Genomic DNA, 22,413 nt, shown 5'->3' on the forward strand with positions numbered 1-22,413 from the left:
GCTTGCGTTGCCTGCTTTGGAACGCACAATAAAAGCACCGGATGTTCCGGTGCTTTTTCACTTGCCACTTTTCTTAATAATATCTTTCCAAATCGGCTTCTCCAATTCCTTGCGCAATTCGCTGAGCGTCCGGTTAAGCCTTGTCTGCCGTTTCTTATCATACAATTTTTTACATTTTTCCGGGTATTTGCTCATATGGACAATTCACTCCCTATCTTATTTTATACCCGGATAAGAAACGGCCAAAACATGGAATTTATCTCTAACAACTGACACTCCACACGCTTGAAAGCGTGGAATTCTTGGGTCGTTAGCGTCCGCAGTCCGTTTCATCATCAATATTTGTCATTTCAATACCTAAAACAAATGTATATAAAATTAACTTTATAATAAAGCTTCAATTTCCTTTTCTATATCTATCGATTCCACAGTTGGTTCAAATCTTTTCACGACATAGCCATTTTTATCTATCAGGAATTTTGTAAAGTTCCACTTGATAGAGTCACCAATTAAAAATTCAGGAAATTTTTCCTGCAAGAACGTATGAAGCAATTTTGCGCTTATCTGAGTAAAGTCAAATCCCATAAACGGTGCTTGCTCTGTTAAATATGTAAACAGCGGGTGTGCTTGAGGCCCTCGTACCTTTATTTTCTCAAACAGCGGAAATTTCACACCATAGTTAAGTTGACAAAATGCTTGAATTTCCTCATTAGTGCCCGGTTCTTGCTCTGCGAACTGATTGCAAGGAAAACCTAAAATTTCAAATCCACGATAATGATAACGATCATACAATTTCTGCAAATCATTATATTGGGTGGTAAAGCGACACTTGCTTGCTGTATTCACAATCATTACTACCTTATTTTTATATTGTTCCAGTTTAATCTCTTTTCCGGTAATGTCTTTTACAGTAAAATTATAAATCGTCATATATAACACCTCCACAATCATTATCTTTTTATAATAATTACAAATAAACAACGACTTGTCAACTAAATATCCGATAATGCCACGCATGTAAACGTGAAAAAAGTTAAATTCAAAGAAGTCGTTTAATTATTGGAAATCCCCCGAATCGAAATTCCCGATTCAATAAATGAATAAGCCAGCCTTAATTAACCTGGCTTGTCTACATTTTGCGTACTACCGGACATTCTTTCTGGAATTAAAAATTCTATACGTCTTACATGTTTCTCTCATATGTAGGAAAAAATAAAAAAGACTGGGATAAACGTTTTAGAAAAAGACCTGTAGATATTAACGCAAAAGCGTAAATTCAGAACAAGAGGAACGAAGACGCAATACAAGGAGCCCTGCCATGATTCTTCACCCGAAAGATCGAATCACACCAACGCAGACAGCTTTAACCGTGGCTCATTTTACTATTGGGGTAAGTATTCTTGTTTTACCACGCATCGTTGTCGATAAGAGCGGAACATCTGATGCCTGGATCTCGGTACTTCTGGGTGGCTTTCTTTCCCTGTTCTTCGGATATGTTGCCGCCAAATTGAGCCAGCAGTTTCCTGGACAGACTTTCTATCAGTACAATCAAATCATTGCTGGGAGATTTATCGGTACCATTCTCAGTATCGCGCTGATTATCTATTTCATTCTCATAACAGGATATCAGGTACGGATTCTCGGGGAAACGATCCGTCTTCATGTGTTAGAAAAGACACCAATTGAAGTGGTAAGCATTGCATTTGTAAGCGCTGCCAACTCCTGAATCAAGAAGACTTCTCGCTGCTTCTATATAAATGGTTGCTTTGTTTAAAAACTTTTTAGGCTGTTTCATTCGTCTATACAATGTAAGACAATAAATAATGGATACGTATGAAAAAGGAGTTTTTAGTTTAATGAAACAAATAGAAAACTCACTCATTCGGTATATAACAGAAAATAAGGAAAATATTTATCGATTAGCTTATAGCTACGTAAAAAATTCTGAGGATGCTCTGGATATCGTTCAAGACTCTATTCATAGGGCTATATCATCCATACAAACAATTAAAAACCCTAAAGCGATTAAGAGTTGGTTTTATAGAATTGTTGTGAATACTTCTTTAGATTTCTTGAGGAAACAAAAGAAGGTTTATATTGTAGACCAAGAAACACTGGAGTCCTATAGCCCAGGAATAAATGATGTTTATAACAATATTGATTTAGAAAGAGCATTGGATGATTTACCCATCAAATATCGAAGTGTCATCGTGCTTAGATATTTTGAAGATTTGAAAATAGAAGAAGTTGCAGATGTGTTGGATGAAAATGTAAACACCATAAAAACCAGGTTATATCAGGCTCTTCGACTACTGCGTGTCAAAATGAATGCTGAATCCGTTGAGGAGGTAAAGTAGGGTGGATAAAAAGTTGGAGCAATTAAAAAAGCAATATATGGATATACCTATCCCTAATGAACTAGATTTTGTCGTGAAAAAAGCATTAAATCAAAGAAAAAGAAGAAAGAGGCTTTTGAAATGTCTTGCTGGAACAGGAGCGGCGGCTATTGTATTTGTAATAGGGATTAATAGTAGTCCAACGATAGCAAATGCTTTTTCAAAAGTGCCCGTTGTCGCAAATATTGTGAAGGTGTTTACTTTTAGAGAATTTAAAATAGAGGATAAAAATTATCATGCAGATTTAAAAGTACCTGCTGTTGCTAATTTGGAAAATAAATCATTAGAAAATGGTTTGAATCAAAAATATCTTGAAGAAAATAAAAAGCTATATGCCGATTTCAAGGCTCAAATGGACAGTTTAGAAAAGAATGGTGGCGGTCATTTAGGTATAGATAGCGGATACCAAGTGAAAACAAATAATGAGAAAATACTATCCATCAGCAGATACGTTGTAAATACGGTAGGATCGTCCTCAACAACATTAAAATTCGATACGATCGACAAGCAAAAGCAGATTTTAATTACGCTGCCCAGCTTGTTCAAAGATGACTCTTATATTGCGGTGATCAGTAACTATATCAAGGAACAGATGATACGACAAATGAAAGCGGATCCCGGGAAAGTCTATTGGGTTTCTTACCCTGGAGGACCGGAAGTCATACCCGGTATGGAATTTAAAAGTATTGCGAAGAACCAGAATTTTTATATAAACAAAGATGGGAAATTAGTAATTTCTTTTAATAAATACGATGTCGCTCCCGGCTATATGGGTACTGTCGAATTTACGATTCCGACAGATGTGATTTCCAATATTTTGGTTAGCAATGAATACATTAAATAAACAAATTGCGTTAACCTGAACATTCATTATCTTACAAGCAGAAGCGGTATAATAATAAACAACACCCAATATATCAAAGACCATTTTCTTCCCGTATCAATGGGATTTCCACCCGTTTTTCCGCAGAAGGTTAAACAGGCGGCTCATGATCTTTGATAGTTCTTGGGTGTTGTTTTATTAGGACGGAAACGGGCGGATGCGGCCTTGATAACCGCTTCCTTTACATCCATTCCTTCCTGCTTCGAATCTTCAATAAACTCAATCAGTACAATACCGTTGCGTACAACAATGCCTGCCAAGGCGATTAATCCCATGATGCTCATAAAACCTAGCGGCGTGCGTGTAATGAATAGACCCAGTAACCCTCTTTTGTCTTTTACTTATTCCTCCTATGCCAACCTGAACACTATGCCGTGACCACCCTTCGGATACTCCCACTTAATGTTCTGATATGGGCAGCCGATTCTACAGCTGCCGCACTCGTGGCAACCTTCGTAACCGACCGCCATTCGCATGCCTTCCCACTTATATACTTCCGCTGGACAGAACACTGTACACAGCTTATCAGGACACTTCGTCGCGCAAATGTCGTGATCCAGCACATGCAAATGTGACTGCGTATCCGCCCTGAATCTCACCAGATATTGTTTCTCTTCAATCGTATTTGTACGCGGTATGATATCCATTATTTCATCACCTTCCATGCACGATAAATATCTTGCACCATGCTCAGTTTGCTCTTCCTTTCCATCAAACTCTTCAGTATTTTCTTCTGTTTTTCTTTCTTGGGCACGCCGTCCACTGTAAAGAACTGACTGGCCGCCTTGTTAATCATCGGGATATATTCTTTGAAATACTGCGGATAGTTTTCAAACGTATGTGTCGCATCTTTGTATTTCTTGAGATCCTGACCGACGAAGCTATCAAGCAAACGCACGCGGTACGTGTCCAGCATATTCTCTGAAAAATCATTTGCCTCTTTCGCAAGAATGATCGTTTCCGCCGCGAGTCTCCCTGATGTCATCGCCATGTTACTTCCTTCACGATGAACGCTGTTAACCATCTGTCCGGCATCACCGACAACCATCACACCATTGCCTACGATTTTTGGCATCGCATGGAAACCTCCTTCCGGAATCAGATGCGCCGCGTATTCCATCGGTTCTCCACCGCGAATCAACGGACGAACAATCGGATGTTTTTTTAAATACTCCAACAAATCGTACGGACGCAGTCTATGCTTAATAATTCCGGATAATGTCGCGCCGACACCAATATTAATGCTTTCTTTATTCGTATAAATAAAGCCTGTTCCCAGCACACCTTTGGTCGCATCGCCAAAAATTTCAATTGTCGCACCCTGATTCGGCTCTAAGTTAAAACGATCCTCAATTTTTTCCGCAGGCAGATTGAGCACTTCCATCACCGCCAGCGCCACCTGATCCGGCTTAAACTCTTTGTGAAACCCAAGCGATTTAGCGAGAAGCGAATTTACCCCATCAGCGAGCACCACAACGTCTGCATATACATCGCCGTCCGGACGATCCGTGCGCACACCAACTACCCGTCCGTCTTCCACAATACATTCTGTCACTACCGTTTCATTAATAAGCAAAGCGCCTTGCTCAACAGCTTTGCTTGCGTACCATTGGTCAAACTTAGCACGCAGAACGGTGAAATTATTGTACGGTTCTTTCGCCCATTCCAGACCTTTGTATCCACCTGTAAATACAGACTCTTCGCCCAAAAACCAAAAACGCTGCTCCACAACCGGACGCTCGACCGGCGCTTCCTTATAAAAACCGGGAATCATTTCTTCCATCTGATGGCGGTACAACACTCCACCCATTACGTTTTTGGCACCTGGATACTCACCTCTTTCAATTACTAGCACATTCAATCCGGCTTTCGCCATCGTATACGCGGCAGACGTTCCAGCCGGGCCGGCGCCAACAACAATCGCGTCAAACTTCTCAGACATTGACCGCTTCACCACCTTTGACCACTTTTTTGAACTCTGTAATCAGTTTCGGCACAATTTCAAACGCATCGCCGACAATGCTGTACGTAGCAACATTATGAATAGGTGCATTCGGATCTTTGTTGATCGCAATAATAATTTCGGAATTTTGCATACCCACCACATGCTGCACGGCTCCGGAAATTCCGATCGCAAAATAAATTTTTGGCGTAACAGTCACCCCGGTCTGCCCGACCTGATGCTGATGGCTAATCCATCCGGCTTCCACCGCGTCCCGGCTGGCACCAACGCTCGCACCAAGCACTTCCGCCAATTCATAGCAAATCCGGAAACCTCGTGCGTCGCCCAATCCTTTTCCGCCAGCGACAATAATGTGCGCTTCATCCAGTTTTACCCTATTTCCAGCCTCACGTACAATTTCTAGTACTTTCGTTTTTACATCGTCCTCACGCAAGCCAAACGGCTCATGAATCAAAACACCGGTACGCCCCGGCTGCGGTTCGAGCGCTTTCATCACTTTGGAACGGACTGTCGCCATCTGCGGGCGGTGATTCTTGCAAAGAATGGTCGCCATGATATTACCGCCAAAAGCGGGACGGCTCGCTTCCAGAAGCCGTTTCTCTACGTTTACATCAAGGATGGTACAGTCGGCGGTCAGGCCGGTCGCAAGATCTGTCGCCACGGCGCTGGCCAAATCCTTGCCGTTCGTGGTGGCTCCGTACAAAATAATTTCCGGCTTGTATTTATTGCACAGGTCTACCGTCCCTTTCATGTACGTTTCGGAACGGTATGTTTTCAAAAGTGGGTCATCAATCATGTACATAACGTCCGCGCCATATTCAAAACACGTCTGTGCCAAATGCTCAATCTGATAGCCAAGTATAAATCCGGAAAGCGGCACATTTAACTTATCAGCAAGCCGGCGCCCTGCACCTAGCAGTTCCAGCGAAACGCCTGCAATTTTACCGTCCGTCTGGTCAATAAACACCCACACCCCTTCATAATCGGCAAACTTATCTGTCGGCTTCTTCGCTTTCGTGGGTGCCTTTGTTTCAATCATGGCGATGGGTTCCTGCGCCGCATGCTTCACTTCATCCTGCTTTGGCAGCGCGACCGTCTCCGTTGAGGCAGCCGCTTCTGCCGGAGAAGATTTCGATACGGCTTTCTTGGTCGGATTCGGCAAGCTAATCGCTTCCGTTGGACATACGGGAATACATTCCTGGCATTCTTCGCATTTTGCCGGGTCTACTTCACATTTGTCCGGGCCTAAATACAGGGCGCTAACCGGGCATGTATCAACACATGTGCCACACGAAATACAGGCGCTGGAAATCGTAACAGCCATCTTACCTGCCCCCTTGCACAAACAATTCGCGTTTTTCCTTCAACAATGCGTTCACAAGCTGCTCTACTTGCTGATCTGCCGTGCCTTCAAGGCGTTTTCCACCCTGCGGTTTCGGCGGGGTAAACATCTTGCCCACAATCGTGGGCGAGCCTTTCAATCCAAGCTGGGAACGATCTACGTCTTCCAAGTCATCGACTGTCCAAACCACCGGCTTGTAGCGTGCAGCGCGAATCATGTTCGGCAACGGAGAATAAGACACTTCGTTAATTTCTTTCTCCACTGTCAGCAAACAGGGGATGGATGACTCCAGCACTTCATAGCCGTCTTCCAATTTGCGGTGCACAATAATTCGCCGTTTCTCTTTATTTATCTCAACCACTTTTTTGATGCCGGTTAAAGGCGGAATATCGAGCCGACGCGCGATACCGGGTCCGACTTGTCCTGTGTCACCGTCAATCGCCATTTTTCCGCATATGATTAGATCGATCGGCTCTACTTTCATAATGCGGTAAATCGCCCGCGACAGCGCGTAGCTAGTCGCCAGCGTATCCGCACCGGCGAATGCACGATCCGAAATTAAATACCCTTCATCCGCACCGATTTCCACACATTTTTTAATCGCGACTACAGCCTGGGGAGGGCCCATCGACAGTACAGATACTTTGCCTCCGTATCGGGCGCGCAGTCGCACCGCTTCTTCAACAGCATGCGTATCATACGGATTTAAAATCGCTGGCACGCCACGCCGATCCAGCGTGTTCGTCTTGGGATCTACCTTGATAATTTTCGTATCCGGCACCTGCTTGACACAAACGAGAATGTGCATAAAAAAGCCTCCTTGTGCAAAATGAATATATCGTGAAAAAAATTACATACACAAGTTGAGCTATGATGCTAACAAGAAATAAAGAACTGGATTGTGCAACCGAGAAGAGATATAGTAGAGGAAAACTGAATATTCTGAGTTTTATTATCATAATAATAGTATTTATGGTGGGATGTGTGAAAATATGTATCTGCAGCATTTGTTTCTTAATCCATTTACTATAATTATTTTATTCGCTGTCCACACGAGGATTCCTGCTAATATTTTTGTGAAAAATTACACTTTCTTTTATATATTGGAGCATTTGACACTCCAATATATAAAGGCGATGGGGTTTCCTGCTCGGAAAATCTGCAATTTGGGCAGAAGAAGGAAACGCTTGATAAGCGCCTCAGATTGAAGGCAAACTCCCCTGTTTCTTGCGTAACAAGGGAGTTTGCCTTCAATCTAAGACCGTTCAAAAGAACGGTCTAATTCTGCACAGCAACATATTCTTCCAAAGCCCAGTATATTTTTTTTATTTCATCCATGCGCTCTTTGGATGATAAACTTGCATCAAACGTAACCTGACGAATCAACTCAAGCACAAATTGATAGATATTGCCGTTCTTTTGCGCATTTTCTGATAAAAGCTTCAAGTATCTTTCCATGGCAGACCCCTCCCATGCCACTAATGTTTGAAGCGCTTCTTTAAATATTATACCACTTACTGGATATAAAGTGTGCGGAAAAACCAGAACTTTTTTATTCAGGATAGTTGCAATTTAAAAGAACCATGTCAAAAATATAAAAGTGCGAATCAAGATACGATATCACAAGACAAACATATACAAAAGAAAGACGGTGGTTTTATGTCACAGTGGGATGTTATCGTAATCGGCGGAGGGCCGGCCGGCCTCATGGCCTGCGTAGCTGCCGCCTCCCAAAAAGCGAAAGTATTGCTTCTCGATAAAGGAAATAAACTTGGAAGAAAGCTTATGATTTCCGGGGGAGGCCGATGCAATGTCACCAATGCCAAACCGCTGGAAGAACTCATAAAAAACGTGCCTGGCAACGGCAAATTTTTGTACAGCGCGCTAAACAGCTTCGGAAACCAAGATATTATCGCCTTTTTTACCGGATTGGGCATCCGGCTGAAAGAAGAAGATCGCGGTCGGATGTTTCCGGTCAGCGACAAAGCAAAAACCGTAGTGGATGCGCTCATTGGCGAAGTGCGCAGGCTCAACGTAACGATACGCACAAATGAGCCGGTCAAACAGCTGTTATATACTGATGCCGAAGTGGCAGGTGTAGAGCTTGCATCCGGTGAAATCATTCATTGTCACCATGTGATCGTCGCGACAGGCGGATGCTCCGTTCCGAGCACCGGCTCTACTGGAGATGCTTATCCGTGGGCCCGGGCTGTCGGCCATACCATCACCGATCTGTTTCCTACAGCTGTACCATTGACGGCTTGTGATAACTATATTAAAGAAACGAGATTGCAGGGTCTCTCGCTGCGCAGCGTCTATCTAACGCTATGGAACCCAAAAGGCAAAAAAATCTGCACCGAAGAAGGCGACATGCTGTTTACCCATTTTGGTATCTCCGGTCCGGCTACGCTACGCGTAAGTCATTACGTTTCCGTTGCACAACGGAAATTCGGACCTGTTCCGCTCCTTTTAACCATTGACATTTTACCGGAAAAAACACAGGATGATATCGTCCAAGAAATGATGAACCTAATGGAACGTGAACCAAAAAAAGCGATCAAAAACGTGCTGCGCGCCTATCTCCCGGAACGAATGCTTCAGCTTATTTTTGAATTGTCCGGTATTGATGAAGGGATAACGTATCCACATATTTCCCGGACGAAATGGTACGAAATGGCGCGGCTTATCAAACAGTTTCCCGTTACGATTACAGGCACGTTGCCGCTTGAACAAGCTACGGTGACAGGCGGCGGAGTCAGCGTAAAAGAAATCGATCCAAAAAGCTTACAATCTAAATTAAAGCGCGGTCTCTTTTTTGCCGGGGAAGTGCTTGATGTGCATGCACATACAGGCGGCTACAATATTACTGTCGCTTTTACAACCGGCCACGCAGCAGGCTTGGCTGCTGCCAGACAGGCTCTCGGAATAGAAGAAAGCTTTGTTCCGTTAAAGCAAAAAAACAAAGAACGATAAACGCTTTGCTATCCGCCAAGCAAGCAGAAAAACGCTAAACTTTCTCTGCTTGCTTTCTTTTTCTATCATTTGTATTATTTGTCTAAATATGTCGAATATATTTAGTTTTAATTTTTTTAAAAATATTTTAATATTATGGTGAGTTCTGAACATATCTTTCGGACGAACAATTTTGTAAACGCTTTATTACTGGGGGGGTGATGAATGTTTCTACACAAAGAAAGATAGAAAAAACTAATAAAGATTGGGGTGAAACTGTATGGAAAACCTCGCACAAAACAAATCTTCCGGCACGGGAAGAATCCAAGAGCAAAACATTGACTATACAGCTATAGCTCAAAGTAAAAAATTCAAAAGTTTGATACAAGCGAAAAGAAATTTTATCGTTCCTATGTGCGTCTTTTTCATAATTTTTTATTACACACTTCCAATTCTGACGTCATATAGCAACATATTAAACACTCCCGCGATTGGCTCTATCACTTGGGCGTGGCTGTATGCTTTCGGCCAATTTATTATGACATGGGCATTATGTATGATTTATACCCGCAAAGCCTCCTCTTTTGACAAACTCGCCGATGAAATTATCGAAGAGCTCCAAAAAAGGGGGCAACAGTAATGGCATTTACATTCTTTCTTCTCATCGTGGCTGCAACGCTTGTTATCACATACTACGCTTCGAAAAAAACCAATACGACGAGCGAATTCTACACAGCAGGCGGCGGCCTGACCGGATGGCAGAACGGTCTAGCGATTGCCGGCGATTACATGTCGGCCGCTTCGTTCCTCGGCATCGCTGGTGCCATCGCGTTGACCGGCTTTGACGGCTTCTTCTTCAGCATAGGTTATCTCGTCGCATATTTGGTCGTTCTGTACATCGTTGCCGAACCGCTCCGCAACCTTGGCAAATACACGATGGCAGACATGATTGCCGCCCGCTTCAACAATGCAAAAGTTCGCGGGGTGGCGGCGCTAAGTACCATTGCCATTTCCATTTTTTATATGATTGCTCAACTTGTAGGCGCAGGCGCATTAATTAAGCTTTTGCTCGGCCTGGATTACACCACCTCTGTATTGATTGTCGGCACGCTCATGACAATTTACGTCATCTTCGGAGGCATGACAGCCACCAGTTGGGTACAAATCGTAAAAGCAATACTGCTTATGGTTGGTACGTTCATCATCTCCCTAATGGTATTCGCGAAATTTCACTTTAACTTTGTGGAAATGTTTAATCACATGAAAAAAGCAACACCGCTTGGCGACGCGTTCCTGAATCCAGGCGTCAAGTATAAAAACGGACTTGATACGATTTCTATTAACATTGCACTCGTCCTTGGAACAGCGGGACTGCCGCATATCTTGATTCGTTTCTTTACAGTGAAGGACGCGCAAACCGCACGAAAATCAGTTGTATACGCAACCTGGCTCATCGGCCTATTCTATATTATGACGATTTTCCTCGGCTTCGGTGCTGCCGCGTTTGTCGGCAACGAAACGATTATCGAGGCAAACAAAGCTGGAAACATGGCGGCTCCGCTGCTTGCGCGTGAATTGGGCGGCGACTTTTTGATGGCATTCGTCGCAGCGGTTGCTTTTGCCACCATTCTAGCGGTAGTAGCGGGCCTTGTTTTGGCGGCGGCCTCCGCGTTCGCGCACGACTTCTACAGCCATATTATCCGTAAAGGCAAAGCCACGGAAAGGGAACAAATGCTGGCTGCCCGCTATGCTTCCGTAGGCGTTGCAGTTGCATCTGTTATCTTGGCTCTGTTCGCGCAAAAAATGAACGTAGCGTTCCTCGTATCGTTGGCGTTCTGCGTAGCCGCCAGCGCAAATCTGCCGGTTATTATGTACACGATTTTCTGGCGAAGATTTAACACGGCAGGCGCCATTACCGGCATGCTTGTCGGTCTCTTCACAGCGCTTATTCTTGTTGTAGTAAGTCCAAATGTGCTTGATCCAACACCAGGCAAAGCAATCCTCGTCGGCACGCCACTAATCAGCCTGACTAACCCGGCGCTCATTTCCGTGCCGGCCGGTTTCATTGCTGCTTATCTCGGCGCTATTATCTTTGGCCGCCGCGAAAGCGATGCGAAATTTGACGAAGTCCTAGTCAAGGCCAACACAGGAATCCGCGATTCGGCATAAAAAATTTTTTCATTTTGTTGTTTAAATAAAAAACAGACGGGGAAACATAATAGTAAACCTACTCCCCTTTAAAATTGCAACTGACTCTCACACCTCTACTCCCTTATATTGGACACATCGCATTGATGTGTCTTTTTTTTGTATAAGAAAGGATATGCTACTTTATAGTAATAAAGCAACATATCTTTTCACTCCATGAGTAAACGAGGAAAAACAAGGCAACAAAAAAGAGAGGGAACTGTCTCCTCTCTTTGCAACATTTTTATTCTACATCCAGTCCATACCGTTCTTGTGCAAGGCGAAACGCTTGATCGGCCAGTTCGTGCGCTTCTCCGTACTCCGCTTCACGGAACACGTCCTCTGCTGTCTGCAAAAGTCTGGCAATTTCCTTATCATAGCGCCGGAAACGGTTCGTTCGTTGAATTTTGTCTTCTGCTAACCGGATATCACGAATCATCTCTGCCGCTTGTTCCAACAGTTCGGAAACGTGTTCTTTTGCTTCTTTCAGCACATGATCAACTTTTTGCATTTTCAGCGGAACTTCTCCAAGTGCTTCTTCTACCGTATCAATAGCCTGACGGCAAATCTGAATATTGCTGGTAACGCTATACGGCACTTTCGACAGATGCAATCGTTTCAACTGCTGCTCCACCCGTGTAACGCTGGCACGCATATCCTGCAATTCTTCGTGCGCCTCTACTTCCCCCTGACGAAACACTTTTAATTCTTTCATCACAAGCTCACGCCGCTCCATCATCTGATTTACGCGTTCGGCCACCTGAGTTAGCGTCTCACCATGTCGTTCATAATTGTCTTTTTCTGTGCTTGCGCTAATCTGCTCCAGCGCATTTTCGATATCTGCAATAACAGCAGGAATTTGCTGATAATAATGAAATGCTTCACCATCTTCTACCAAATACCGTTGTGAAAGATCGTGCAATTCACCTGCTAAATATTCTTCATCCTGCTTTAGCACTTTAAGATAGTACGGAAGCTCGACTACATACTGCCGATACTGGTGGCGGTTTGTCACGATCTCTTCCATCGTCTGATAGACCGATTCAATATCTTCACGTATTTTTATAATTAATTCCTCGGCTTCCGTTATTTTCCCTTCTTCGAATAAAATCGGCAGCTTTTCATACTTTCCACGAATTTTTACAATGCGCGCATTAAAGAATTCTTCCCCGCTTGTATAACCACCTGCCACCATTTCTTTTGCATCCTCATCCAGCTGTCGAATTTCCTGATCCAGATCTTTGACGATTGTCTGACGAATAAGCGGAACTTTTTGCATCACATCCATCAACGCTCGCTGACTCTCTGCCGCTTGTTGCAAACAAGCTCTTGCATCTTCGAAATCCCCTTTTTCTTCCGCCTGCTTCACCGCCTGCATTTCACGATCAAACTGATTCATTTCCTCTTTTAAAACATGAAAAGAGACGCTATATTGAATGCGCAGCTCGTCCAGCCGGCGTTCGTTTTTCTGCTGAAGCTGCTTTGTTTCCTCCTTTAAAGCAACGATATCTTGTAATGTTTCCTGAAGTTTACCCAGCCGGATATGTAAATTGCGATATTCTTCTTCAATGCGGAACAGTTTATCTTTTGCTTCCTGAATAATTTCCTGGCCTCTTTTAAAACGGAATTTCATAAGATTTTCTTCAGCATCCACCAGGATGAGTTCTACATCGGCAATGGCATCTTTTTTTAAGTCATCAAGCGAGGTCAAAATCGCCAGATACTTCTCTTTAATTCTTCCCGGTTCTTTTTTCCATGAACTATCAATTTCAAATGAATTAAGCTGATCAGCGACTTTCCCTCGCCATTCGTCCACTTCATCGACTTCTTTCAAAATTCGTCCACGTTTCGTGTAAGCCATGGCAGCTCCTACGGAAGCGACTGCCAATAAAATCAATCCGCCAAGCAACCAGACAGGCCAAGACGTAACGTCCTTAGTAGCCGCAGACGCTGAAATTCCCGCCATTTTAACCTGTTCTCCGCTTCCCTGTTTCTGCGCGAACGCTTTTAATTCTTCATCAACCGCTTCTACGAACGATATAACGCCGGTCATTAGCGTGCCTTGCTTCGCATACGGTTCAAAATAATGCTCCATCTTATGCTGTAACACTTCCTGGTTAATCCCATTTTCCTTGAAATATTTCCCACTTAAAATAACCATGTTTCTCTCACTGGCTGACAAAACCATGACCATAGTTTTATCTTCGATCGTAAAAGTTTCAAGCAGTTTCTGTGCGTACTGCTGAAGCGTCAGTGGTTTGGCATCGGCGATGACGACCAGCTTGTACGTCTGCTTCATGCCAGACGTCAGATTAATGAATTTTTTTTCTTCTTCGCTTTTCATTACATTGTTTATATCTATTACCGGCTTATCAAGCGAGGCTGGCATTGGGGCGGCCTGTGCATAACAAGGGCCTGCCAGAATCGCAACTGACGCGACAAGCGCTATAAAAAAACGAAACATTCGTTGTATTGCATATGACATTGTGCCGTACTCCTTTTGGAAAAGTCAACCTATCTTATTATAATAATAATTAGGTATAAAACGAGAAAGTTCCTGCTTGAAAGCAAGCTTTTTATGAAAAAACCTAGCGAAATGTGTTGAGCGGTGTCATCATATGGTGTAAAAAGTCATATGTATAATGCACCATCTGTTCCACGAATTGTTCATCCAATGGCTCCAAATAAAATACTTCACGAATAATTTGCGGGTATGTATAAGGAAAACTTGTAATCGCCATCAGTTGAATGACCACGCCTTCTACCTGTAACGGCGGAAATTCCCCTTCCTCAACTCCCTCTTCAATCACCGCAGCAAAATAATGTTTAAGCTTGGCCAGGTAAGTGCTCATAATCTCCCGCCCGAGCATTGATTCTACGGATAATTCCCGATGAATCAATCGTGTTACCTGATAAAATTCACTTTGGAAACGGACGAGGCTTTCTAACATGTGGCGCAGCAAATCATAAAGAGATTCCCATTCCGTGTCATGGCGGCAACCGTCCAGCTTTCGAAATAAAGCCTCATAATACTCTACCATAACATATTCGAGCAATCCTTTTTTATTTTTAAAATAATAGGCAATAAGCGCAACGTTCACCCCTGCCTTACAAGCGATCTGCCGTACTGTCGTACCGTCGAATCCCTGTGAATCAAACAGTTCGACAGCAGCTTCAACAATCTTTTGTTTGGTAAGCTTCGGTGAACGTTTCACAGCCTGTCCCTCCCAAAAACCTTGCCTTTCTCTTATGAAAGCAAGGTTAATTTTTTCTTCCTCTTCACATAGCTGATCCCTAGCATAAATAAGCAAAGACCAAACGCAATAAAAAGAAGCTTGCCTTTGTGCTGTTCCCAATGAACCAAATAATGTCCAACAACCGATTCAAACAGAACAGCCGGGCCTTTGCCTAGCGTTGTCGCCAGTAAAAATGTGCGAAAACACACTTTTGAAATGCCAGCTGCCGTATTTACCGCACTGGAAGGCAATACGGGGACCCACCGCGCAAACAAAATAACAATAAACCCTTTTGTTTCTGCATACTTGTTTAAATTTTTTGCAAACGAATGATGGCCCCATTTTCTGTCCGCCCACTCCCTCCCAACATAGCGGGCCAAAAGAAAATTGGCCAGCGCGGCCAACACCGCACCAACCCAACTGATTGCAAATCCGGGCCAGAGACCAAAGGCAACCACATTCGCACCCGCCAGCAATACGAAAGGAACAATCGGAAAAAACGTTTGCAAGACAATGGCGATAATTGATATAAAAAACGCAACCCAACCATACGATTGAATATACGCGGCAATTTGCTCCAAGTTTCCGGTACGAATCAAATGACCGAATTCAGTCTGCATAACCAAATAGATCGTGACAATCAGGAAAAAGGCAGAAAGTAGTAAACGCTTCAATTCACCGTCTCCCTTATCATTTCGTATTTTTTATTATATCACCAAAAAAGCAAAAAACTCTCCTTCCTCAAGAGAGTTTACAAATCATTTGTATGATGGTAAGTCGGTATATCAAATTATATTTATCTAGCCCATTCTTTCGTTCGATAAAGATACACATTTTTCTCTTCTGACCATACTCGCTCTACTTTTCCCTGTTCAATTAACAAATCGAGGTGTCCAAGCGTTTCCGAAAACGTAAGTGGTAACTCTTTAATATAAATGCTAGGAAATAATAATGCTGACAACTCAAAAACATGTTTGGCACCATCCGCAAGTAAACCATAAATTTTTTCCGCTCTCTCTTCCTGTCTACGCAAGCGATAAACGATAAGTTCAGACGGCTTTTCAATTTCTTCGCCGTGTGCCGGGAGCATGCGCCGCACTGGCATCATCTTTACTTCCTGCATTGCTCGCCTGTATACAACCAGCGGCTTTTCCCTTTCTTCACCAGCTCGCGCCGGAGGCTCTACGAAAGCATTGGATGAGATCTCTTTAATTAAAAAATCGCCTGACAGCATCAAACCGTCTGCCTCTCGGTATAAAGCCAAATGGGTTTGTGTATGTCCCGGCGTAAAAATAATACGCCACTCCCCGCAACTTCCCAACAGCTCGCCGCCTCGCACAATTCGATGAACCGGTGCGGGATCGCTATACATGTTCAACATTTTCTGAAACCGCTCTACATGCCCCAGCAATTGTTCCGGAACGCCATTTTCTTCATATAGTTCGCGAAAAAATGCATCGTGATGCCGCATAAATGTTTCTTCCCCTTCAATATACGGCACTGCATTCGGATGGGCGATCACCTGCGCATCCGTACGTTCTGCTACTTCCGCTACCAAACCAGAATGGTCTACATGTTGATGTGTAAGAAAGATCTGGTCAATATTCCGCCATGTAAGCCCATTCTCTTTTAAGAAGACTCGTAGCGCCTCACGCGCTTCCCTCGTTTTTGGCCCGACATCAACAAGCGTGCAACTTTCCCCTTTTATTAAAAATATATTGACCGCTCCAACGCTAAACGGAGTCGGGATCTCAAGCCGAAAAACCTGCGTATTCACTGCTTTTTGCATGTCTCTTCCTCCTACTGATTGAATGTTCATTCATAAAATGAGGGAAGAAAGAAACTTCCCTGCCAGAAGCTCTTTCCGTGCATGTTTCATACTTTTCCTGCCAAACAAACCTGGTTACGCCCGCTATGCTTCGCGCGATATAAAGCCTCATCCGCTTGCTGGAACAATCGTTCGACGCTCGGAATGCCGTTTTCTTTCAACCAGGTAGCCACCCCGCAGGAAATCGTAACAGCCGGTCTCGTGCTGCTCATTGTATTCATGCGTAACCGCTCCGCTACTTGGTGGGCAATATCTTCCTGTACCGCTGGCAAGTATACAGCCATCTCTTCTCCGCCCCAACGAGCGGCAACATCAGATGTGCGAATTGAAGCAACAAGCACTTCTGCCACTTGGATCAAAATTTCATCGCCAATCTGATGACCATACGTATCATTAATATTCTTAAAGTAATCCACATCAATTAAAATAAGTGAGCCACAGATGTCACGCTGCTGGGAATGACGGATACAGTCATATAAATACTTTCGATTATACAGGCCCGTCAAATTATCCGTTATCACCATTCGCTCGACTTCGGCATGCAGGGAAGCATTCGTCACCGCGACTTTCACATGACGGGCCAACATCTCCAGGCGCTTAAAATCATCGAATGTGTAACGATTTGGCTGAGAATCTATCAGAAAAATGGCTCCTTCTACTTGACCTTTACCCATAAGCGGCACAGCCATTAACGACCGACAAGAAAAAGACGGGAGAAGTGAATCTATTTCTTTCGTATCCGCAATTAAAATCGACTCCTTTTTGACAAACAAATCATGAAGTTTGCCTGCTTCCGGAATCCGCAAAACAAGCGGAACGTTTTCCTGTCCAGTGGACGCACACGCGACATATGCTTTTTCTTCTTCTGACCAAGAAAAAATGCAGCAATGTTCCGTACGAAACGTCTCCGTCAGCTTACGCGTGATAAATGTAAGTAAATCGTTAAGCTTAATATTCTTATTGAGTTGCCGCGTCATTTCATCAATGAGCAACAATTCTTTGATTAAATGGCAGGATTGTTGATAAAGCTGAGCATTTTCGAATGCATTACCTGCCGTATCTGCCAGCATCGTAATATACTCTATCTCTCGCGCTGGAAGAGATATCGGCTTGTCGCTGTAAAGTTCCAACACACCATAAACCCCTTGTTTGCCCCTGAGCGGAGCGGCTAACGTCACACTGCGCTTCCCCCAGGATTTCACGATGATCGTTCGTGCTTCCATAAACGCTCGGGCACTTACATTGCTTTTGCTTTCTCCGGTCGAAAAAGAAAATGGCTTGACGGGCAGCTTCGTGGAAAATGAATCATGGGACAGCCATAAATCAACCTGCATTTCCGGATACAGTTTTTTTGTATTTTCTATCACGGCATGCAACACATCATTCACATTGATAGATGAATGGAGTTTTTTTGTAATTTCAAACATCATGCTCCGTTTTTGTTCGTCGCGTTGAACACGCATATAAAGGGCAGAGTTGTGAACGGAAGGGCCAAGGGCTTTCGTGAAACGAAAGATAAATTTTTGCTCCTCGTCTGTAAATGGAAAGTTCTTATCACGCAATACGACTAAAAATCCGATAATTTTGTCATTATAGTCAAAAGGAGAAATTAACCAATCCGCCTCAGACAGCTCTTCTAACTCCAATAGTCCTTGTATATCAATATCTTCCCTACGCAAAACATTACGCTCCACGGAGAACTGCGAAACGATCTGCTCATATATTTTTCTAAGATTGCGCATCTTCATGGTCTCCCGACACAGCCAATTCTGCTCACTCGAAGACCAATGCGGCACCATTCCATCCTGTTCTTCATCAAATACGACTGCAATGCATTCGACTTGGTACAAGCTTTCGGCAAACCGCCGGACAATCGTCTGCATAGCACTATTCAGGCCCATATTCTGGCTTACGGCTTTAATACATGAAGAAATGGTCTTGCTGATGTATTGCTCCTGTATGAGGCGGAAAACAGCCGTCATTCCCTGCAAAAACGAAAACGCACACCTTTCTTCTATACACGCAGGCAGCACAACTCCTATATAGCCAGGAAACCAAACATCCTGGAGCACCGGAACACACACCGTCCGGCTATCTTCCTCCACATTGTTCTGAATATACATTTTTTCTGGATGCAACGGATAAAACGGCTTCACATCAAACTCCGGCTGACCTGCTTTTTCACAAGCAACTACATAGCCATGACGGTCTGCTACAAACACCCATCCCCTATCTGCCAAAAAGAAAGGGGAGAATATAAACTGGAAACTATCTCGAAAAATATGCGCAAGTCGTTCCCTGTAAAAATAAGAAGACTCAATCTCTCCACAATTTTGATCCACCGTGTGCTTCTTCACAGTCCCGCCTTCTCCCTTCTCTCCCACTCTCTTACTGGTCGGCTAGATGCGTTCCGTCATTCACTGTATGCACTGTCCAGTTGCCTTTTTCGTATCGAACGTAACTAATTCCTGTATTTACCAACTTTGTTTTTCCGGTTCCATGCACTCCCCCGCTTATATGATGCAACAGCGCATTAATCAAGCCCCCGTGGCTAACCACCAAAATATGCTCTGCTTCGCTCTCCCGCAAAATTTCCTGCAAACAACACATTCCCCGCTGCTGCATCGCGGAAAACGTCTCAACATTATACTTGCTTTCTGTATCCATCCACGGGTTAAAGTCGGGAAACTGCGATTGGATCATGCGGTAATCTTTTCCTTCCCAGTCCCCGTAATTCCGCTCGCGAAGTTCCACATGGCGGCAAACAAATAAACCAAGCATATCGGCCACCGCCTGCGCCGTATCATAAGCCCGCTGCAAGTCGCTGGAGCAAATCTGGGAAATAGGCGATTGTTTTAAGCGCGCCGCTAATCGTCGCACCTGCTCTTTGCCTCGCCTGTTCAGTGGAATATCGCTATGTCCCTGAATTAAACGTTTGGCATTCCATTCGGTTTCCCCGTGACGAACAAGATAAATGTGCTTTACAGTGGTAATAGAAAATTCAGTCCCTTCTTAATATTACTTATCATATAATAATTATACGAAATATCAAATAAGGTTTCACTCATTATTTCTATACATTTCCAGATGATAGCATATGTTTTACGTAAAATACCAAGAAAGTTTAAGCGGCTCACCGCTTCAAAACTTTTGAACCTTTTGATCTATTATATAATGAAAGAAGGCCCGGGGGTTCGGGCCTCTTTTCATCATTATTGTCCTTTATTATGCATCATGTTGAAAACTTGTTGCACATCCTTGTCTCCACGGCCGGAAAGGTTAACGATAATCGTTTGGTTCGGCGATAATGTTGGGGCAAGTTTCATTGCATATGCCACCGCGTGAGAACTTTCAATCGCGGGAATAATGCCTTCTGTTCGCGACAAAGCGTGAAACGCCTCAAGCGCCTCAGCATCGTCGATCGTTACATACTTCGCACGACCAATCGCTTTATAATAGCTATGTTCAGGTCCGACGCCTGGATAGTCGAGACCAGCAGCAATCGAATGTGTAGCGGCAGGCTCACCATTTTCATCTTTTATCATGTAACACTTGAAACCGTGAATGATCCCTGGCTCCCCAGCTACAAGCGGCGCGGCATGCTGCCCCGGTGCAAGCCCTTTTCCGCCTGGTTCAACGCCGACAATGCGTACTTCTTTGTCATCAAAGAACGGAGCGAACAAACCAATGGCGTTGCTTCCGCCACCCACACACGCGATAATATAGTCCGGCAGCTTTCCTTCTTTTTCAAGATGTTGCGCACGTGCTTCTCTGCCAATAACGGATTGGAAATGGCGTACAATAGTGGGGTATGGGTGCGGTCCGACAGCCGACCCGAGCAAATAAAACGTACTTTCGTAATTCTCCGCATAGTCCTTGAGCGCAGCGTCTACCGCTTCCTTCAGCGTGCGGGCGCCGTCTTTTACCGCTACTACTTTCGCCCCCAAAAGTTCCATACGAAATACGTTCAATGCCTGACGGCGAGTATCTTCTTCCCCCATATAAATGACGCATTCCATTCCAAACATCGCGCATGCAGTCGCTGTCGCCACTCCATGCTGACCTGCCCCTGTTTCCGCGATCACACGCTTTGCGCCCATGCGCTTGGCAAGCAGAACTTGGCCCATCACATTATTGATTTTATGCGCTCCCGTATGGTTTAAGTCTTCACGTTTTAAATAAATTTTCGCGCCTCCAAGCTTCTCAGTTAAGCGCTGCGCATAATAAAGCGGGTTCGGGCGCCCAACATATTCCTTCAAATAATGTTCCAGTTCTGCATTAAAGTCAGGCTCATCCTTATACCGTTCAAACTCCTGCTCCAAATGATCGAGCGCAGCCTGCAACGGCTCTGGTACAAAGCTCCCCCCAAACTCCCCGAAGTATCCCTTTTTTGTTTCCACTTTACTCATCTTTTCTAACTCCTCTCAACGATTCTCTTCTATTACTTTCTACAGCAAACTTATCTTGGTTGATATTGTACTATATTTATGTTCCCTTTTCATCTTTTTCTTTGTGATTTACATAATTTTTCTGTATTTTCTCAATCTATTTTTTCTTAGTAAAAAAGATTACATACGATTGAATACGGAGAAATTTGTTGCAAACCGGATAGACATCACTTTTACAGCGATGTTCGGCGCATCGTTTTCTGCCATTTTCCTCAATGAAACGCTTCATTTCGTAGTATTTTTGACTCTGCTGTTCGTTGCGACCGGAATTATTATTGTCAACCGGGAAAAATATTGACTTTCTATTATAAGGGAATATAATATTATTTATGTGCTTCATCCTAGGGTAGCAATGATTTTAGGTAAAAACGTCTGGTCAATTCATTAGCTTCCTCCCTTAAGGGCAGCGGCTGTTTTATCCCTTAATGGAGCATGCGGCGGAAACGCTACCGTCCGAAGAGCATGCAGTAAAGTTAGGAACTAGCCAGGCGGAAGTAAACACCTATTAAATCTAAATGTAAAGGAGAACGGAATTTTATGGCACGTTATACTGGACCACGCCACAAATTGGCTCGTCGTCTGGGCATTTCCCTAGACGGAACTGGCAAAGACATCAAACGTAATTTTCCACCGGGACAACATGGACATTCCCGTCGTAAAATGAGCGAATACGCGATTCAGCTTACTGAAAAGCAAAAGCTTCGTCATATGTACGGCTTGATGGAAAAGCAATTCCGCAAAACATTTAACGAAGCAACAAAAATGCCTGGGGTTGTCGGTGAAAACTTCATGAAGCTGCTTGAGTCTCGTCTCGACAACTTGGTATATCGTCTTGGTTTCGCACCAACTCGTCCGGCTGCACGTCAGTTGACAACTCACGGCCACATTACAGTAAACGGCAAGAAAGTAAACATTCCTTCTTACCGTGTGAAACCTGGCGATGTAATTGGCCTGCGCGAAAAGAGCCGCAACTTAAGCATAGTAAAAGAATCGCTGGAAGCTCGTGCATACCTGCCAAACTATCTGAGCTATGATGAAACAAAAATGGAAGGTACGTACACTCGCCTGCCAGACCGTGAAGAACTGCCGGCTGAAATCAACGAAAAGTTGATCGTCGAGTTCTACTCTCGTTAATCTTAAATTCAAGCAAAACTCCCGTCGTCTCCGACGGGAGTTTT

General features: G+C 43.9%; 22 protein-coding genes and 2 pseudogenes. 8 read left to right on the plus strand and 16 right to left on the minus strand.

Annotation, left to right across the window (positions count from 1 at the left end):
* Nucleotides 1-57: 57 nt before the first annotated feature.
* Nucleotides 58-195, minus strand: a complete 138-nt coding sequence (locus ACH33_RS19440) for a hypothetical protein (RefSeq protein WP_156424080.1) — start codon at nucleotides 193-195, stop codon at nucleotides 58-60.
* A 189-nt stretch (nucleotides 196-384) separates the two neighbouring features.
* Entirely contained in the window at nucleotides 385-930 is a 546-nt protein-coding gene (locus ACH33_RS13680; RefSeq protein WP_057899532.1) for a glutathione peroxidase, read from the minus strand.
* A gap of 388 nt (nucleotides 931-1,318) precedes the next feature.
* Here ACH33_RS13680 and ACH33_RS13685 point away from each other — a divergent pair, with 388 nt between their 5' ends.
* From ACH33_RS13685 to ACH33_RS13695, 3 genes are all read left to right on the plus strand, one after another.
* A complete protein-coding gene (locus ACH33_RS13685; RefSeq protein WP_057899533.1) occupies nucleotides 1,319-1,726 on the plus strand; it encodes a GerAB/ArcD/ProY family transporter in 408 nt (135 codons plus the stop codon).
* Between the two features lie 130 nt (nucleotides 1,727-1,856).
* Nucleotides 1,857-2,357, plus strand: a complete 501-nt coding sequence (locus tag ACH33_RS13690; RefSeq protein ID WP_057899534.1) for an RNA polymerase sigma factor SigV — start codon at nucleotides 1,857-1,859, stop codon at nucleotides 2,355-2,357.
* A 1-nt stretch (nucleotide 2,358) separates the two neighbouring features.
* Nucleotides 2,359-3,240 carry an anti-sigma-V factor RsiV gene (locus ACH33_RS13695; protein WP_204244839.1) on the plus strand — a complete coding sequence of 294 codons (882 nt, stop codon included), beginning with the start codon at nucleotides 2,359-2,361 and terminating at the stop codon, nucleotides 3,238-3,240.
* Between the two features lie 179 nt (nucleotides 3,241-3,419).
* On the opposite strand, the pseudogene ACH33_RS18805 reads toward ACH33_RS13695, so the two are convergent.
* The 7 genes and pseudogenes from ACH33_RS18805 to ACH33_RS13725 all read right to left on the minus strand — a co-directional run.
* Nucleotides 3,420-3,605, minus strand: a pseudogene (locus tag ACH33_RS18805) (efflux RND transporter permease subunit); the annotation flags it as partial.
* A gap of 24 nt (nucleotides 3,606-3,629) precedes the next feature.
* Complete coding sequence (locus tag ACH33_RS13700) at nucleotides 3,630-3,944, minus strand: ferredoxin family protein (RefSeq protein WP_082706066.1); 315 nt, start codon at nucleotides 3,942-3,944, stop codon at nucleotides 3,630-3,632.
* On the minus strand, nucleotides 3,926-5,221 hold the full coding sequence (locus tag ACH33_RS13705; protein ID WP_057899536.1) for an FAD-dependent oxidoreductase: 1,296 nt from the start codon (nucleotides 5,219-5,221) through the stop codon (nucleotides 3,926-3,928). The genes ACH33_RS13700 and ACH33_RS13705 overlap by 19 nt, the downstream gene beginning before the upstream one ends.
* On the minus strand, nucleotides 5,214-6,281 hold the full coding sequence (locus ACH33_RS13710; protein ID WP_236782033.1) for an electron transfer flavoprotein subunit alpha/FixB family protein: 1,068 nt from the start codon (nucleotides 6,279-6,281) through the stop codon (nucleotides 5,214-5,216). Before ACH33_RS13710 ends, ACH33_RS13705 begins: the two co-directional genes overlap by 8 nt.
* Before the next feature lie 141 nt (nucleotides 6,282-6,422).
* Nucleotides 6,423-6,566: pseudogene (locus ACH33_RS20155) on the minus strand (DUF362 domain-containing protein); the annotation flags it as partial.
* Nucleotide 6,567: 1 nt separating this feature from the next.
* Nucleotides 6,568-7,392 carry an electron transfer flavoprotein subunit beta/FixA family protein gene (locus tag ACH33_RS13715; RefSeq protein WP_057899538.1) on the minus strand — a complete coding sequence of 275 codons (825 nt, stop codon included), beginning with the start codon at nucleotides 7,390-7,392 and terminating at the stop codon, nucleotides 6,568-6,570.
* A 470-nt stretch (nucleotides 7,393-7,862) separates the two neighbouring features.
* A complete protein-coding gene (locus ACH33_RS13725; RefSeq protein WP_057899540.1) occupies nucleotides 7,863-8,042 on the minus strand; it encodes a hypothetical protein in 180 nt (59 codons plus the stop codon).
* Between the two features lie 201 nt (nucleotides 8,043-8,243).
* Between ACH33_RS13725 and ACH33_RS13730 the strand changes: the two genes are divergently transcribed.
* From ACH33_RS13730 to ACH33_RS13740, 3 genes are all read left to right on the plus strand, one after another.
* The gene (locus ACH33_RS13730) at nucleotides 8,244-9,557 is read left to right on the plus strand and encodes a BaiN/RdsA family NAD(P)/FAD-dependent oxidoreductase (protein WP_057900391.1); all 1,314 of its coding nucleotides are present in this window, start codon (nucleotides 8,244-8,246) and stop codon (nucleotides 9,555-9,557) included.
* A 259-nt stretch (nucleotides 9,558-9,816) separates the two neighbouring features.
* Nucleotides 9,817-10,176: a DUF485 domain-containing protein gene (locus ACH33_RS13735; RefSeq protein ID WP_057899541.1), complete on the plus strand. Its 360-nt coding sequence runs from the start codon at nucleotides 9,817-9,819 to the stop codon at nucleotides 10,174-10,176.
* Complete coding sequence (locus tag ACH33_RS13740; RefSeq protein WP_057899542.1) at nucleotides 10,176-11,705, plus strand: solute symporter family protein; 1,530 nt, start codon at nucleotides 10,176-10,178, stop codon at nucleotides 11,703-11,705. Before ACH33_RS13735 ends, ACH33_RS13740 begins: the two co-directional genes overlap by 1 nt.
* 262 nt (nucleotides 11,706-11,967) lie before the next feature.
* Here the strand turns inward: ACH33_RS13740 and ACH33_RS13745 are convergent, their stop codons facing one another.
* The 7 genes from ACH33_RS13745 to trpB form a co-directional block, all read right to left on the minus strand.
* On the minus strand, nucleotides 11,968-14,208 hold the full coding sequence (locus ACH33_RS13745) for a septation ring formation regulator EzrA (protein ID WP_057899543.1): 2,241 nt from the start codon (nucleotides 14,206-14,208) through the stop codon (nucleotides 11,968-11,970).
* A gap of 103 nt (nucleotides 14,209-14,311) precedes the next feature.
* Nucleotides 14,312-14,938: a forespore capture DNA-binding protein RefZ gene (gene refZ, locus ACH33_RS13750; protein WP_057899544.1), complete on the minus strand. Its 627-nt coding sequence runs from the start codon at nucleotides 14,936-14,938 to the stop codon at nucleotides 14,312-14,314.
* A 32-nt stretch (nucleotides 14,939-14,970) separates the two neighbouring features.
* On the minus strand, nucleotides 14,971-15,633 hold the full coding sequence (locus ACH33_RS13755) for a TVP38/TMEM64 family protein (protein WP_057899545.1): 663 nt from the start codon (nucleotides 15,631-15,633) through the stop codon (nucleotides 14,971-14,973).
* Between the two features lie 122 nt (nucleotides 15,634-15,755).
* Nucleotides 15,756-16,748 carry an MBL fold metallo-hydrolase gene (locus ACH33_RS13760; protein WP_057899546.1) on the minus strand — a complete coding sequence of 331 codons (993 nt, stop codon included), beginning with the start codon at nucleotides 16,746-16,748 and terminating at the stop codon, nucleotides 15,756-15,758.
* Between the two features lie 86 nt (nucleotides 16,749-16,834).
* Nucleotides 16,835-19,144 carry a sensor domain-containing diguanylate cyclase gene (locus tag ACH33_RS13765; RefSeq protein WP_057899547.1) on the minus strand — a complete coding sequence of 770 codons (2,310 nt, stop codon included), beginning with the start codon at nucleotides 19,142-19,144 and terminating at the stop codon, nucleotides 16,835-16,837.
* 31 nt (nucleotides 19,145-19,175) lie between these two features.
* Nucleotides 19,176-19,781, minus strand: a complete 606-nt coding sequence (locus ACH33_RS13770; RefSeq protein ID WP_057899548.1) for a histidine phosphatase family protein — start codon at nucleotides 19,779-19,781, stop codon at nucleotides 19,176-19,178.
* Between the two features lie 218 nt (nucleotides 19,782-19,999).
* Nucleotides 20,000-21,196: a tryptophan synthase subunit beta gene (gene trpB / locus ACH33_RS13775; protein ID WP_057899549.1), complete on the minus strand. Its 1,197-nt coding sequence runs from the start codon at nucleotides 21,194-21,196 to the stop codon at nucleotides 20,000-20,002.
* Nucleotides 21,197-21,365: 169 nt separating this feature from the next.
* Between trpB and ACH33_RS19445 the strand changes: the two genes are divergently transcribed.
* Both ACH33_RS19445 and rpsD read left to right on the plus strand, forming a co-directional pair.
* Complete coding sequence (locus ACH33_RS19445; RefSeq protein WP_156424081.1) at nucleotides 21,366-21,533, plus strand: hypothetical protein; 168 nt, start codon at nucleotides 21,366-21,368, stop codon at nucleotides 21,531-21,533.
* A 239-nt stretch (nucleotides 21,534-21,772) separates the two neighbouring features.
* Nucleotides 21,773-22,369 carry a 30S ribosomal protein S4 gene (rpsD, locus tag ACH33_RS13785; RefSeq protein ID WP_057899551.1) on the plus strand — a complete coding sequence of 199 codons (597 nt, stop codon included), beginning with the start codon at nucleotides 21,773-21,775 and terminating at the stop codon, nucleotides 22,367-22,369.
* Nucleotides 22,370-22,413: the final 44 nt, after the last annotated feature.

The organism is Aneurinibacillus sp. XH2 (assembly GCF_001439585.2).
Classification (GTDB): Bacteria; Bacillota; Bacilli; order Aneurinibacillales; family Aneurinibacillaceae; genus Aneurinibacillus; species Aneurinibacillus thermoaerophilus.

Excerpts from the sequence above, each read along its gene's own strand:
- ACH33_RS13715 (WP_057899538.1), bottom strand. The coding sequence starts at position 7,392 with ATGCACATTCTCGTTTGTGTCAAGCAGGTGCCGGATACGAAAATTATC.
- rpsD (WP_057899551.1), top strand. The coding sequence starts at position 21,773 with ATGGCACGTTATACTGGACCACGCCACAAATTGGCTCGTCGTCTGGGC.
- ACH33_RS13735 (WP_057899541.1), top strand. The coding sequence starts at position 9,817 with ATGGAAAACCTCGCACAAAACAAATCTTCCGGCACGGGAAGAATCCAA.
- ACH33_RS13710 (WP_236782033.1), bottom strand. The coding sequence starts at position 6,281 with ATGATTGAAACAAAGGCACCCACGAAAGCGAAGAAGCCGACAGATAAG.
- ACH33_RS13760 (WP_057899546.1), bottom strand. The coding sequence starts at position 16,748 with ATGCAAAAAGCAGTGAATACGCAGGTTTTTCGGCTTGAGATCCCGACT.
- ACH33_RS13730 (WP_057900391.1), top strand. The coding sequence starts at position 8,244 with ATGTCACAGTGGGATGTTATCGTAATCGGCGGAGGGCCGGCCGGCCTC.
- ACH33_RS13680 (WP_057899532.1), bottom strand. The coding sequence starts at position 930 with ATGACGATTTATAATTTTACTGTAAAAGACATTACCGGAAAAGAGATT.
- ACH33_RS13705 (WP_057899536.1), bottom strand. The coding sequence starts at position 5,221 with ATGTCTGAGAAGTTTGACGCGATTGTTGTTGGCGCCGGCCCGGCTGGA.
- ACH33_RS13685 (WP_057899533.1), top strand. The coding sequence starts at position 1,319 with ATGATTCTTCACCCGAAAGATCGAATCACACCAACGCAGACAGCTTTA.
- ACH33_RS13725 (WP_057899540.1), bottom strand. The coding sequence starts at position 8,042 with ATGGAAAGATACTTGAAGCTTTTATCAGAAAATGCGCAAAAGAACGGC.
- trpB (WP_057899549.1), bottom strand. The coding sequence starts at position 21,196 with ATGAGTAAAGTGGAAACAAAAAAGGGATACTTCGGGGAGTTTGGGGGG.
- ACH33_RS13740 (WP_057899542.1), top strand. The coding sequence starts at position 10,176 with ATGGCATTTACATTCTTTCTTCTCATCGTGGCTGCAACGCTTGTTATC.
- ACH33_RS19440 (WP_156424080.1), bottom strand. The coding sequence starts at position 195 with ATGAGCAAATACCCGGAAAAATGTAAAAAATTGTATGATAAGAAACGG.
- ACH33_RS13700 (WP_082706066.1), bottom strand. The coding sequence starts at position 3,944 with ATGGAAGGTGATGAAATAATGGATATCATACCGCGTACAAATACGATT.
- ACH33_RS13745 (WP_057899543.1), bottom strand. The coding sequence starts at position 14,208 with ATGTCATATGCAATACAACGAATGTTTCGTTTTTTTATAGCGCTTGTC.
- ACH33_RS13690 (WP_057899534.1), top strand. The coding sequence starts at position 1,857 with ATGAAACAAATAGAAAACTCACTCATTCGGTATATAACAGAAAATAAG.